The following is a 13976-nucleotide window of genomic DNA, read 5'->3' as shown; positions in this document are numbered from 1 at the left end:
TGGCAAAGCTGCCCCCGCCATCCGTCACATCATTTCACCGCTTTGCCTGCGCGACATCGCCGCAGAAAATATCGACGCTTCCATCTTCGGGTGATGTACGTACGACGATGGAGTATTTGCCGGAAAGCAATTCTGACGTTGCGATAGGCGCACTACGGTAAAAGCTCCAGCCGTTGGCACCGGCGGCATCCCTTGTGTTGACCTTATCGTTCATTGCGTAGGCGACTGGCCCGGGTTGCTGGCAGCTGCCTTTATTGATGAACGTGTAAATGCGCGGGGGCAGGATAGTTCCGGTCGGAACACCAGTGATATAGAAGTCAAAATTGGTTTGATTGCCTTCGGCGGTCAACGTGGTGTTGGCGCTCTGGCCCGCATTGCTGTGGGTGGCAGCCAGAGGCAAATTCATTGAATGGTTAGAAGCCGTACTGCAACCGAAGAGACCGACCATGAGTAGCGCGAGCGGGACGATGCGGGTATTCATAAACAACCTCCAAAAACTGGAAGAAGTGCATGGGGGGAACAATGGGTATAGCTCATTAATAAATGTGCTGTTCTCATAAATCCGAGTTCAAACGCCCGCTTTATGCAGGCGAGCAAATCACCTGCAACTGGCTCATCGCTGACATCGATGAACGCGGTCAAGCAAAAAGCCGAAGTCAGGATATTCAATGCACAGGAGTCACGCTGCTGGAGGCGACGGCGACTGGCGTCTTACCCGGAACTAAAGAGCGTGAATGCCTCCAACAAATGCTGGTTGAGGGCGATCTCACTAACGGAGTCGCCGCACCCAGGACTTGATGCCTGTCCGGGAATGGGTCGACTTCAGCCAATCGCTACAGGCAAAAAACGGCCAGAAGCAGCCCTTCACACTGAACCCATGTTGCGACCGGGCTAACAGCGCTTGCTCAGGAGCCATGTATATCTTGAGTTCATTGCCCATCACCCCGCCTCAACCTGGTTGGACTTCCGGGATTCCAGTATGGGCGGCAGGCCGCTCTCAAGTGGTTTAGAACAGCGCCCCCTTACCCTGTCGATGCATTGCATGCATAGGCGTATCCTTGGCTGCAGAGTAAACTTCGCTCCTGGCCTATCGGAGCAATTCATTTTTACATTGGGAATTACTGTGTCCAAACCTATTGAGGATAATGCGTCCCTCGAGTCCTTTTCGCTCGAAAGCCCCTCCCCGCTATATGCACGGGTCAAGCAAATCATCATGCAGAAGATTCGCTCCGGTGCGTGGCTACCCAATTCCAAACTGCCCTCTGAAAGTGAACTCCTGAATTTGCTCGGCGTGAGTCGCATGACCATCAACCGGGCGCTGCGAGAACTGACCATTGAGGGTTCACTGGTGCGCATGCAGGGTGTAGGCACTTTTGTAGCCGAACCAAAAGGCCATGCGGCGCTGTTCGAGATCCACAACATTGCGGAAGAGATTGCGGCCCGAGGTCATGAGCATCGCTGTGAAGTGGTCGTGCTTGAAGAGATGCCTGAACGGGCGCGCGCTTCGATGCCCTTTCCCCTCGAGGGGGTCAAGCGCTTGTTCCATTCGGTTGTCGTGCATCACGAAAATGATGTGCCGGTGCAGATCGAAGAGCGCTTCGTCAATGCCGAGGTCGCACCCGCCTATCTGCAGCAGGACTTTACCAAGGTCACGCCTTACGCCTATCTGATTCAACTGGCGCCGTTGACCGAAGGTGAGCACGTGGTCGAGGCGATTCTCGCCAAATCTGCCGAGTGCAAGCTTCTGCAAATCAAACGCTATGAACCGTGCCTGCTGATTCGCCGCCGCACATGGGCGGCAATGGGTCAGGTTGGTTGCGCACGCCTGGTCTACCCGGGTTCGCGCTATCGCCTCGAAGGCAAATTCGGTAACTGACTCACAAGTCGAGCGGCCCCCGCCTGCCGCTCGATAGACACCTCCCCCTGGACATCCCTCCGAAGGTGTTACCCATGCCAAGCCAATTGGCAGAATGGTGACACTTCTCAAAAAAACGCGAAAAATCGTTACAAAGCGCACAACCGTCGCGACTATTACTCACAAAATTGCAACAACATTCTCATCATTCCCGTCTCGCTCAAAATTCTCATCAGTATTTTAACTATTTGATTTAATTCTATTTTTTGTATTTTTATCTTTTCACTTGGTTCTCATCAGGCGAATTTGGCCCCTCGCTTGCATTTACTTGTACATACAGGTTGGTATAAGTGCGCATATACATCGCAAAGCGTGACTACCACCCCGCTCACCACTGAATGAGGAGATAACCATGACCACCAAGACCACTCGCCTGCGTGACGTCGAAATCCGCGCTGCCCGCGGCAACAAGCTCACCGCCAAGAGCTGGCTGACTGAAGCGCCGCTGCGCATGCTGATGAACAACCTCGACCCTGAAGTCGCCGAGAACCCTAAGGAACTGGTGGTCTACGGTGGTATCGGTCGCGCTGCGCGTAACTGGGAATGCTACGACAAGATCGTCGAAAGCCTGACCAACCTGAACGACGACGAGACCCTGCTGGTGCAATCCGGCAAGCCGGTCGGCGTGTTCAAGACCCACAGCAACGCCCCGCGCGTACTGATCGCCAACTCCAACCTGGTACCGCACTGGGCGAGCTGGGAACACTTCAACGAACTCGACGCCAAAGGCCTGGCCATGTACGGCCAGATGACCGCCGGCAGCTGGATCTACATCGGCAGCCAGGGCATCGTCCAGGGCACCTACGAAACCTTCGTCGAAGCCGGTCGCCAACACTACAACGATGACCTCAAAGGCAAGTGGGTACTGACCGCCGGCCTGGGCGGCATGGGTGGCGCCCAGCCTCTGGCTGCAACCCTGGCCGGCGCTTGCTCGCTGAACATCGAATGCCAGCAGGTCAGCATCGATTTCCGTCTGAAAAGCCGCTACGTCGACGAGCAAGCTACCGACCTCGACGACGCGCTGGCCCGCATCGCCAAATACACCAAAGAAGGCAAAGCGATTTCCATCGCCCTGCTGGGTAACGCAGCGGAAATCCTGCCTGAACTGGTCAAGCGCGGCGTGCGCCCGGACATGGTCACCGACCAGACCAGCGCCCACGACCCGCTCAACGGCTACCTGCCGGCCGGCTGGACCTGGGACCAGTACCGCGAACGCGCCAAGACTGAACCAGCCGCTGTGATCAAAGCCGCCAAGCAATCGATGGCCGTGCACGTTAAAGCGATGCTGGACTTCCAGAAAATGGGCGTGCCGACCTTCGACTACGGCAACAACATCCGTCAGATGGCGCAAGAAGAAGGCGTGGAAAACGCATTCGACTTCCCGGGCTTCGTACCGGCCTACATCCGTCCGCTGTTCTGCCGTGGCATCGGCCCGTTCCGTTGGGCTGCACTGTCGGGCAACGCTGAAGACATCTACAAGACCGACGCCAAGGTCAAGGAACTGATCCCGGACGATGCCCACCTGCACAACTGGCTAGACATGGCCCGTGAGCGCATCAGCTTCCAGGGTCTGCCGGCACGTATCTGCTGGGTTGGCCTGGGCCTGCGCGCCAAGCTGGGCCTGGCGTTCAACGAAATGGTCCGTAGCGGCGAGTTGTCCGCGCCAATCGTTATCGGCCGCGACCACCTGGACTCCGGTTCGGTATCGAGCCCGAACCGCGAAACCGAATCGATGCAGGACGGTTCCGACGCCGTGTCCGACTGGCCACTGCTCAACGCTCTGCTCAATACCGCGAGCGGCGCGACCTGGGTTTCCCTGCACCACGGCGGCGGCGTCGGCATGGGCTTCTCCCAGCACTCGGGCATGGTGATCGTCTGCGACGGTACTGACGAAGCGGCCGAGCGTATCGCACGCGTGCTGCACAACGACCCGGCCACTGGTGTTATGCGTCACGCCGATGCCGGTTACCAGATCGCCATCGACTGCGCCAAGGAACAAGGCCTCAACCTACCGATGATCGGCAACGTCTAAGCCCCGGAATCGAGGAGCCTGCACCATGAGCAACAGTCCGTTTACCCAACAACTCCAAGGCATTCGCGTGCTTGATCTGAGCCGCGTTTTGGCTGGTCCGCATTGTACGGCCATGCTCGCCGACCTGGGCGCCGACGTCATTAAATTCGAAGTCCCTGACCACGGCGATGACAGCCGTCACCTGGGCCCCTTCAAGGATGGCGAGAGTGTCTATTTCGGCCTGATCAATCGCGGCAAGCGCAGTGTCGAAATGGACTTCAAGTCCACTGCTGATCGTGCCCGGCTATATGAGCTGGTCCGTGACGCAGACGTCGTCGTGGAAAACTTTCGTCCCGGGGTAACACGTCGCCTGGGTATCGACTTCGACACCCTCAAGCAATACAACCCCAAGCTGATCTACGCGAGCATTTCCGGTTTCGGCCAGCATGGTCCGCTGTCGGCTAACCCGGCCTATGACATCGTAGCCCAGGCCATGTCGGGGCTAATGAGCGTCACGGGTTATGCAGAGACAGGCCCTACACGCAGTGGCGAAGCCATCGGAGATCTATGCGCCGGTGTTTATGCTGCGTGGGCCATCAGCTCTGCGCTATTCGCTCGCGAACGGCATGCACCCGGCGCGCAATACATCGATGTTGCCATGTTCGATGTGTTGTTCAGCCTGCAGGTGACTGGTCTGTCCAATCTCTTCGCCAATGGCGTTGCGCCTGGGCTGGTGGGCAACCGCCACCCGGTTTCGACCCCCTTTGACACTTACCGCGCCGCCGACGGCCAAGTGGTCATCGCCGTGGCGAGCAACAAGCTGTTCCAACGCTTATGCGAATGCCTGGGCAAGCCAGCACTTAGCAGCGACCCACGCTTTGCCGATGACCCGCAACGCACACTCAACGAGCCGGAGCTACGTGCCGAAATCGAAGTCTGGACGCAGCAAAGAAGCGTTGAACAGGTCTGCGACATCCTGCTCGAGGCGGGCGTGCCGTCCTCCCCTGTGTGGAACCTCGCCCAGGCGGCCAGCAGTGAACAGGCCCAGGTGCGACAGTTACTGATTCACCCCGAGGGCTCCGTGCAGCCGCTGGTACCGCAACCGGTTTTCTTCAATGGCCACAAACCCCACGCAGTCACCCACGCCCCACGCCTCGGTGCCGACAACCATGCTTTCGGACTGAACAAACAGGAGCTTTCCCATGAACTTTGAATTAGATCAGGTCGAATTGGCCGTTATCGAAACCGCTGAAAAACTGGCTCGCGAGGTGATCCAGCCGCGCGCTCAGCATTACGATGAAACCGAGACATTCTGTGCCGAGAGCCTGCAGGCATTGGCCGAGCTCGGTGGGTTGGGTATCAACTTGCCCGAGGAGTACGGCGGACTGGGTATCGGCAGCCTGGCCATGAGCCGTGTGGTTGAAGCCGTGGCTGGCGCCTGCGCCTCGACCGCTTCGGCCCTGACTGCGCATTTCCTGGCGACCGATTCGATCCTGATTGGCGGCACTGAAGCACAGAAACAGGAATGGCTCCCCCGCGCCGCCAGCGGAGAACTGCTCGGTGCCTTCGCCCTGACGGAGCCGGCCGCTGGCTCCAACCCGGCCGACATGCGCTGCCGTGCCCAGCGTGAAGATGGCGGTTGGCGGGTGCGCGGTAGTAAGCACTACATCACCAATGCCCGCGAAGCAGGCTTCATTGTGCTCTATGCCAAGACCGACACCGAAGCCGGCCACAAGGGCATCAGCGCCTTCATGATTCCCCAGGACACCGCGGGGATCAGCTTCTCCAGTCCGGAAAAAACCATGGGACTGCGTGGCAGCACGATCTATGAGTTGGCCCTGGACTGCTGGTTGCCCGAGTCGGCATTGCTGGGCATCGAAGGTGCCGGTTTCAACACGGCCATGGCGGTGTTGGATCGGGGTCGCGTTGAAGTGGCGGCCATGTCCTTGGGCATTGCCAATGCCGCCTTGCAAGCAAGCTTGAACTGGGCCCGCGAACGGCAGATCGGCCCCAAGCCGCTTGCTGCCTACCAAGGCACACAGTGGCGTCTGGCCGATATGTACGCACAGCTGGAAGGTGCCCGCATGCTGACCTGGAAAGCCGCCGCCCGCCGTGACAGCGGTGAACGCTTCAGCCTGGACTCAGCCACGGCCAAACTGGTCGCCGCCGAATGCGCCGGTTTCATCACCGATGCTGCGCTCCAGCTCCATGGCGGTTATGGCTACATTCGCGACCTTCCACTGGAACGCTACGTACGCGACGCACGCATCCTGCGAATTTTCGAAGGCACGTCCGAAGTGCAAAAAATCATCATTTCGCGAAGCTTGCTCGACGCCCAGCGCTGATCGAGCGAAAAACCGGGCCTGTTTGACGGGCCCTCCCCTGAGTCACTCCCCCACGAGAAGGCTGTCGTCCGGTACGACGCCCGAGAGGAACTGCCATGTCCGCCACCAAAGAAAGTGCGCAGCGCAAGACGTATATAGAACGGCGATCCATCGATTACATACCTGAGTCCGAGCGCCATGGCCGGCTGCTCAGTCAGTTCACCCTGTGGTTCGGCGCTAACCTTCAAGTCACGGCGATCGTCACCGGCGCACTGGCTGTCGTATTGGGCGGTGATGTGTTCTGGTCGCTGATTGGCTTGTTGATCGGGCAACTGCTGGGTGGCGCGATCATGGCGCTGCATGCCGCTCAGGGCCCCCAGTTGGGCCTGCCGCAGATGATCTCCAGTCGCGTGCAATTCGGCGTCTATGGCGCCGTCATCCCTATCGTCCTGGTCTGCCTGATGTACGTGGGCTTTTCTGCCAGCGGCTCGGTGCTTGCGGGCCAGGCCATCAGTCAACTGGTCAACGTCAGTGACGCCGCTGGCATCCTGATTTTCGCGGTGATGATCGTTGTGCTCACCGTGCTGGGCTATCGGACTATCCATTTGATCGGACGCCTGTCGAGCCTGATTGGCGTGGTGTCTTTCTTCTACTTGTTCTACCGCTTGCTGTCAGCTCATGACATCAGCGAGCTGCTGGGAAATCGACACTTTTCACTGGCCAGCTTTCTCTTGGCAATATCACTCTCGGCTTCCTGGCAGATCGCATTCGGCCCCTATGTCGCTGACTATTCGCGCTACCTGCCGAGAAAGACTTCGGCCTGGAAAACCTTTTTGGCTGTGGGCCTGGGCTCAGTGATCGGCACTCAAATCTCCATGGTCTTCGGTGTATTCGTCGCCGCCTTGGCGGGTGATCAGTTTGCCGGCCACGAGGTGTCCTACATCGTCGGCATGGGGGCCAGCGGCGTCGTCGCGTCACTGCTGTTTTTCAGCATCGTGTTCGGCAAGGTGACCATTACCACACTCAACGCCTACGGTAGTTTCATGTCCCTGGCTACCATCATCAGCGGTTTCAGAGGCAACCAGGAAATTTCCAAAACCGTGCGGTTGATCTACATCCTGGTCATGGTCGGATTCGCCACTGCACTGGCGCTGTTGGGGAGGCATTCGTTCCTTCATGACTTCTCAGCGTTCATCCTGTTCCTGCTGGCCTTTTTCACGCCCTGGAGCGCCATCAACCTGGTTGACTTTTATCTGGTGACCAAGGAGCGCTATGACATCCCCGCCCTCTCCAATCCGGATGGTCGATACGGACGCTGGAATGTCACAGGCATAGCGGTCTACGCCCTCGGCGTAGTGATTCAGATGCCCTTCATAGCCACCAGTTTCTACACCGGCCCCTTGGTTGAAACCTTGGGTGGGACGGACATTTCGTGGTTGATCGGCCTAACCGTACCAGCCCTCATTTACTACTGGGTGGCGCGTAACTCGACGCAACGGATTCCCGCGCAGCTGATTCTTCCGGAAGAAGCCAATCCAGCCTGATTACACACTCACGGCAGGGCGGTCCAGCAGGACCGCCACTGCACCTCTCGCAACGCAGAGCGCCTGACCTCCCATGCTTGCCGCAAACACACAGAAGCACCCCGTCCCAAGTGCCCGCGACCGCCTGCTCGATGTTGCACTGGAACTCTTTGCAACGCGCGGCTACCAGGCCATCGGACTGCGCGACCTGGCTGGCGAGTTGGGGCTTCATGCCGGCTCGCTGTACAACCATATCGAGAACAAACAAAGCCTGTTGTTCGAACTGATCGAAGGCGCGGTCTCCGACCTGTTGGCCGGTACCAAGCGCCGCATGCGGGGAGCCCGGACGCACCGCGACCGTCTCCAGCGCTTTGTGCACGCATTTGTGGTATTCAACATGGCCGAGAAACATCGGCTAATGCTGGTGACACGAGAGTTCGTCAACCTCAGCGATGAGCAACAACAGGAGATCAATCAGCTGAAGAGCAGCTACGCCACCCTGCTGAAGGCCATCGTTTCCGCCGAGTGTGGCGAAACTGGCTGCATCGGTGACCGCACAGGCCTGATCACAGAGGCCGTCATCGGCATGCTTTACGGACAGTCCCTCTGGCAAAGCATTGACGTCCCGGAACAACAACTCACGGATGCCCTCACCCACTTTGCCCTGGGCATCATTGCCTGCAGCAGAGACCCAGCGCTCAAGGCATAAGCACTATGCACCCGTTACGACATACGCCTCATGACGAACTGCATGCCCGCTTGACGCCAATGCCCCGCTTTCGCGTTCACCCCTAGTCCTGTCGGACGATGTTGCTGCCGGGAAGGAGGGAGAACAATCCCGCCAGTTCCCGGGTAGGGAACGCTGCACTGACAATTAGAACAACAAAGGGTTAGCCATGCAGAACAACAACGTTCAGGCCATTGCGCCGTCCCCCTTCAGTCCGCTGACCATTGGTCCGCTGACACTGCGCAACCGTTTCATCAAGTCCGCCACCAACGAGGGCATGTCCACCAATGGCGTACCAAGCAAACAGATGGCCAGGTTCCATGGCGACATCGCTGCCGGTGGCATGGGCATGACCACGCTGGCCTACTGTGCCGTCAGCCCGGATGGCTGTACGCTGCCGAACCAGATCGTCCTCAACCGGGATAACCTTTCGCATCTGCGCGTGATCACCGACGCCGTGCATCGTCATGGCGCCGCGGCCTCGGCACAGATCACCCACGGCGGCTGCTTCACCTTTTTGCCGCCGCGGCAGACAGCGCGCCCACTGTCCTCCAGCGGCGGCTTCAACAAGGTTGGCATGCTCAGCGGCATGTTCCGCAAGCAGGCGATGACCGAGGTCGACATGCTGCGGGTCGCCGACGAGTTCGTGCGCGGCGCGCGGCTGGCTCGCGAGGCCGGCTTCGATGCGGTTGAACTGCACATGGGCCACGGCTATTTGCTCAGCCAGTTCATTTCGCCGTTGTACAACAAGCGCCGCGACCCGTATGGCGGCAGCCTGGACAATCGCCTGCGCTTCCCCGGCCTGGTGCTGCGCAAGGTGCTCGATGCGGTGGGCAAGGACCTGGCGGTGGTGTGCAAGTTCAGCATCACCGAGGGCGTGCGGGCCGGCAATACCGCCGAGGACGGCGCCGCCATCGCCCGCATCCTCGAACGTGAGGGCGCGCACCTGCTGGTGTTGAGCGCGGGGATGAACGTCGAGTCGACGACCACCATGTTCGGTTCCACCTTTCCCAAGGAAAACCGCGTCACCGTCCGCAACCCGATCATCGCCGCCGGCATGTTCATCCAGAGCCTGATCGAACCCAAGGTCGAGTTCCGCGAGCTGTATCTGCTCGAGCATGCCCGCAAGATCCGGGCGGCAGTGAAGATGCCGCTGGCCTACCTGGGCGGGGCCAAGAGCCTGGCCGGAATCGAGCAGCTGATGGCCGAGGGCTTCGACGCCGTGGCCATTGGGCGCGTGCTGATCGCCGAGCGCGACTATGTCAACAAGCTACAGTCGGGTATCAGTCGCGACTCAATCTGCACCGCCTGCAATCGCTGCGTGGCGATGATGTACACCCCGGGCGGCACCTCCTGCGTGCTGGGACAACCCGGTGACCCGCAGCTCAACAGCCAGGGCGCCGCGTCCTGATTCCGGTGGATGTTGCTGCGGTTCGCCGCCACTGCGTTGGGAGCGCAGTGGCGGCCCTTTAGCCTTGCTGTCGCGCTTTGGCGGCATGCAACCCGGCCTGGCGACCGAAGAAGGTCGCATCCGCCAGGGACATGCCGGAACTATAGCCGCCACCCCAACGGGGCAATCCGCACGCAGTACGCCCTGCCGCATACAGGCCGCCAATCGGCTCACGCTTTTCCGTGAGGACTTCGCCAGTCGGCAGGGTATCCAGCCCTCCCAGGGTAAAGTGTGGGTAAAGCGCATAATCGACTCGGCAATCCAGCGCAACGAACGGCGGCTCGTTGAGTGGCTTGAGCCATTTTGCGGCTTTGTGGAACAACGGGTCGCTGCCATCGGCGGCATGGCGGTTGTACAGCGCTACTGTGGATACCAAGGTCCCCTCGGGGAGCCCAAGGTCCCCTTCCACCTCCTCCCAGGTTTCGCCTGCCGCGGCAATCTGGATGCGTGTGAAGTCCGCGGGCGGCTGGAACGTGGCGTTATCGACCAGCAGGTAAATGCGGTCGCCCATCTGCTGCATGATGTGATAACCGACGCGGCCGTGATAGCAATCCTCATTGATGAATCGCTGGCCACGCTCATTGATGAAAATCCCATTGACCAGCGATTCGGGCGCATAAAACGGCAGGCTCAGGAAGGCCTCGCCCATGTGGATCGCCGCGCCCCCCACGCTCATCCCCAGGAGGATGCCCGTGCCATTGTCGCCAGGGGTTCCGATGGGATTGTCGGAGCGCAGCAAATGTGGCACATGGCGTTTGACCATATCGCGATTCATCACGAAGCCGCCGGCACACAGGATGACGCCGTTGCGGGCCCGGGCAAAACAGATCTGGCCAGCGATCCGAACCACCACGCCATGGACATGATTGGCCTCATCGGCAATCAGGGCGAGCACCCGGCTGTCGTAGCGAACCTCCACGCCAAGCGTTTCGACGCGCGCGGCCAGTGTGTCCATCAACATGCGCCCGCCGCCCCAGCCGGTCCACTGCGGCGTGTGTCCGCGCGGGCACGGCTTGGCGTGCTCCACGAACGGCCATGCCTCTTCACTGCCGGACCAGATCAGGCAGTCGTCTGTCACTGGCTCGAGCATTTTTTCCGGCAAAAACGTGTTCTTGTACTTGACCCCTTGCGCGACCAGCCACTCATAGTGGCCAAGACTATTCTCCGCATACAGGCGTACCTTCGACTCGTCGGCGTCGGCGCCGCCTGCCATCATCAAATAACGGAAAAGGTCTTCGGTGTCGTCGCTGAAGCCGGCTTGCCGCTGAGCGGGCGTGCCACCGCTGCCACCCAGATAGATTTCGCCCCCCGACAGAGCGCTCGTGCCGCCGTGGCCGGAGGCGGCTTCCAGAAGCGTCACGGCCGCGCCCGCGCCGGCGGCCTCAATGGCAGCACAAGCGCCTGCGGCGCCAAAACCGACGACAATCACATCTGTCTCGAGGTCCCAGTTGGGAACCTGGTGGGTCCGGCAGGGCCGTGAAGAAGAAAAATTAAATGACATAATTGGCGTCCCGTGATGTCACGCTAAGAAGTCGCCGCCATTGACGTCGAGTGTTGCGCCGGTAATCGCGCTGGCGTAATCGGATACCAGAAAGAGTGCGGCTCTGGCACATTCATCGTCGGTCGGTATGCGCCCGAGTGCGATATTGGCGGCGATCGGTGCAATGATATCGGCCTCCGGCACCCGGTATTCGGCCGCTGTCTGCTGGACATAACCCTGTACCGGCGCGCCCCACATCCAGCCCATATGGACATTGTTGGCCCGCACACCATGAGATCCCAGTTCCCTGGCCAGATACTTGACCGCCACTGCCAGAGCGCCCTTGGACGCCGCGTAGCCCGATTCGCCTGGAAACGGTTTGCGCGTGGCCTGGGTGTTGATCATGACGATTGCGCCGTTACCCTGCTTTTTCATGTGCGGCAGGATTTCCTGCGTCAGCGTCATGGTGCCGATGACATTGGTGTCGAAGACCGAGCGCCAGCTATCGAGATCAGCCTGCTCGATCGCTTCAGGGAAATTGCCATGCACGTAGGCACTGTTCACCAATGCATCGATCCGGCCGAACCGCCCGATCGTTTGGTCTGCCAGGCGCTGGCATTGCGCCCTGTCATTAATGTCGGTCACTACCTTGAGCACCTCGCATTGCGTGCCCAGATCGCGAATCCGCGCCTCTGCATCGTCCAGCTTTACGGCTGTGCGTGCGGCGAGAATCACTGCATGCGCGCCCTCGCGTGCGGCTTCGATGGCAAGCTTGACACCCAGGCCGGGGCCGATACCGGACACCACGACGACTTTGTTTCGTAGCAACATTTCAATGTCTCCAGTTATTGTTATTGGTGTGGATTTGAAAGGTCACCGTATAAGTGAGCGGCGGCCACGTTCTTCGTCCGACTGGACTAAGTGACTGCGCCTGGTGCGTACAGGCGCCGGGAACGACGTGGGCTGCGGGCGAACGACAGATCCCGAATAGTCTGTTTGAGGGATTCCACGGTCTTTACCGTGACTGACCATGGTTTGAAGACCTCATCTGGAGGTCGACACAGGCCAAGATACCCACTCACTGAAACGAGGATCTTTATCGCTATGGAAAAAGTCATCTACCTGCTCTGGCGTGATCCGCAGACCAGTCGCGAAACCTTCGTCCGCCGCCTGCGCAGCGAGGTCGCCGGACAGCTGCAGGCCTTGGGTGCCCAGGGTTTGCAATTGAACCTGGCCGACGCCGATGTCGCACCTGCAGCCGGCCTGCGCCAGGAGAATAACCGGCCGTTGCCCGACGCCAGCCTGTCGCTGTGGCTGGACAGCGCCAACGGCCCCTCGCGTCGTCCGTTTGACAACCTGATCGTTACCGCGACGGCACGCATGGCCGCCTATCTGGTCTGCGAGTCGGTCGCAATCCGCAACACTCGCTTCCCGGCCACACCCGGCGAGCGTACCCACGGTTTCGCCCAGGTGGCCCTGCTGACCCGCCCGCCGCGCTTGACACCGGAAGCGTGGCTGGACATCTGGCGCAATCACCACACCCCGGTGGCCATCGACACCCAGGACAACTTCCAATATGTGCAGAACCTGGTGGTATTGGCATTGACCCACGGCGCTCCGCGGATCGACGCTATTGTCGAAGAGTGTTTCCCACCAGCGGCCATGACCGATCCCCAGGCCTTTTTCGATGCGGTTGGCGACGAGGCGAAATTCCAGCGCAACCTGACCGCGATGATCGACAGCTGCAATCGCTTTATCGACTTCGACAAGATCGATGTGCTGCCTACCAGTCAGTACTGCCTGTAGGCCGATCTGCATTTCTCGGTAACCGCCAAAAAGCCCGACGCACTGCGCCGGGCTTTTTCATTGGTTTTTCTACGCGTGGCAGGCCGCATCGAACAGGCTGGCAGTCAGCTTGAACTGTTCGGGCAATGGTGAAGTCAGGGTCTCGAATACGCGGCGGTACCCTGTTGCAAGGATCTGCCAGGCCCCGTCGCGCTTAACGTATTCATCCTGGTAAAAAGCCGTACCGTGCAGCATCCAGCCCCCGTCCAGATCAATGACATGATCTTCCAGGTACCAGGTGCCCCTGGCCCTGTCGGGCGCCAGCATTTCGATCTCCGGATGATGGCCCTGGTGCTTGGACAGCAGGCCGGGCCTGTCCATTATTGCCTTGAGCCCTTCTACGAATGCAGCGCGGCCATCGAAGCTGTACTTGCCACTGTCCAGGGCGGTTTTCACATCTTCGGCCAGGCAGGTTTCGAACAAGGTCCAGTCGTGGCAGTCGAGCGCGCGAAAGTAGCGGTACTTGAGCTGTCTGATCTGCTCGATTTCGAGGTAGGTGTCCATCGTCATAGCCATCGGTTGTGCTCCTGTGGGTGGGTCTTCGCGCAGGATAGGCAGGGGGTGGGCGACACTCATCGTCCGGCCAGACTACGGCCGGCCCGAAGCCTGTTTGAACAATACCGCCCTGCCCCTTGCGGTAGTCTCCTAGGACGATGCCCCCCCTCCTCCGGAATGCGAGTTTGACCGCACCTGCACCATCG

The 13976-nt window shown here is 59.7% G+C and carries 12 protein-coding genes; 8 read left to right on the top strand and 4 right to left on the bottom strand.

Annotation, left to right across the window (positions count from 1 at the left end):
* Positions 1-34: 34 nt before the first annotated feature.
* Positions 35-481 carry a hypothetical protein gene (locus Q8X48_RS25035; protein ID WP_407800149.1) on the bottom strand — a complete coding sequence of 149 codons (447 nt, stop codon included), beginning with the start codon at positions 479-481 and terminating at the stop codon, positions 35-37.
* Between the two features lie 642 nt (positions 482-1123).
* Between Q8X48_RS25035 and hutC the strand changes: the two genes are divergently transcribed.
* From hutC to Q8X48_RS25000, 7 genes are all read left to right on the top strand, one after another.
* Complete coding sequence (gene hutC, locus Q8X48_RS25030) at positions 1124-1876, top strand: histidine utilization repressor (protein WP_347912672.1); 753 nt, start codon at positions 1124-1126, stop codon at positions 1874-1876.
* 391 nt (positions 1877-2267) lie between these two features.
* Positions 2268-3947 carry a urocanate hydratase gene (gene hutU, locus Q8X48_RS25025; protein ID WP_407800148.1) on the top strand — a complete coding sequence of 560 codons (1680 nt, stop codon included), beginning with the start codon at positions 2268-2270 and terminating at the stop codon, positions 3945-3947.
* 25 nt (positions 3948-3972) lie between these two features.
* Positions 3973-5139, top strand: a complete 1167-nt coding sequence (locus Q8X48_RS25020; RefSeq protein ID WP_407800147.1) for a CaiB/BaiF CoA transferase family protein — start codon at positions 3973-3975, stop codon at positions 5137-5139.
* Positions 5129-6271 (top strand): acyl-CoA dehydrogenase family protein, encoded by a 1143-nt coding sequence (locus tag Q8X48_RS25015; protein ID WP_407800146.1) that lies wholly within the window; start codon positions 5129-5131, stop codon positions 6269-6271. Before Q8X48_RS25020 ends, Q8X48_RS25015 begins: the two co-directional genes overlap by 11 nt.
* 95 nt (positions 6272-6366) lie before the next feature.
* Complete coding sequence (locus tag Q8X48_RS25010; protein ID WP_046043091.1) at positions 6367-7794, top strand: purine-cytosine permease family protein; 1428 nt, start codon at positions 6367-6369, stop codon at positions 7792-7794.
* A 73-nt stretch (positions 7795-7867) separates the two neighbouring features.
* Positions 7868-8482 carry a TetR/AcrR family transcriptional regulator gene (locus Q8X48_RS25005; RefSeq protein WP_407800145.1) on the top strand — a complete coding sequence of 205 codons (615 nt, stop codon included), beginning with the start codon at positions 7868-7870 and terminating at the stop codon, positions 8480-8482.
* 187 nt (positions 8483-8669) lie between these two features.
* Positions 8670-9911 carry an NADH:flavin oxidoreductase gene (locus tag Q8X48_RS25000; protein ID WP_407800144.1) on the top strand — a complete coding sequence of 414 codons (1242 nt, stop codon included), beginning with the start codon at positions 8670-8672 and terminating at the stop codon, positions 9909-9911.
* A gap of 58 nt (positions 9912-9969) precedes the next feature.
* Here Q8X48_RS25000 and Q8X48_RS24995 read toward each other — a convergent pair whose 3' ends face one another.
* Both Q8X48_RS24995 and Q8X48_RS24990 read right to left on the bottom strand, forming a co-directional pair.
* The gene (locus Q8X48_RS24995) at positions 9970-11451 is read right to left on the bottom strand and encodes an FAD-dependent oxidoreductase (RefSeq protein ID WP_407800143.1); all 1482 of its coding nucleotides are present in this window, start codon (positions 11449-11451) and stop codon (positions 9970-9972) included.
* Positions 11452-11469: 18 nt separating this feature from the next.
* Positions 11470-12261 carry an SDR family oxidoreductase gene (locus Q8X48_RS24990; protein ID WP_407800142.1) on the bottom strand — a complete coding sequence of 264 codons (792 nt, stop codon included), beginning with the start codon at positions 12259-12261 and terminating at the stop codon, positions 11470-11472.
* 273 nt (positions 12262-12534) lie between these two features.
* Between Q8X48_RS24990 and Q8X48_RS24985 the strand changes: the two genes are divergently transcribed.
* Positions 12535-13236 (top strand): EthD domain-containing protein, encoded by a 702-nt coding sequence (locus Q8X48_RS24985; protein ID WP_407800141.1) that lies wholly within the window; start codon positions 12535-12537, stop codon positions 13234-13236.
* A 69-nt stretch (positions 13237-13305) separates the two neighbouring features.
* Here Q8X48_RS24985 and Q8X48_RS24980 read toward each other — a convergent pair whose 3' ends face one another.
* Complete coding sequence (locus tag Q8X48_RS24980; protein ID WP_407800140.1) at positions 13306-13791, bottom strand: nuclear transport factor 2 family protein; 486 nt, start codon at positions 13789-13791, stop codon at positions 13306-13308.
* Positions 13792-13976 lie beyond the last annotated feature (185 nt).

The sequence above is a fragment of the Pseudomonas sp. QLc11A genome (assembly GCF_052112305.1).
Classification (GTDB): Bacteria; Pseudomonadota; Gammaproteobacteria; order Pseudomonadales; family Pseudomonadaceae; genus Aquipseudomonas; species Aquipseudomonas laurylsulfatiphila.
The sequence above is the reverse complement of the archived record's forward strand: the minus strand, read 5'-3'. Positions and strand labels throughout refer to the sequence as shown.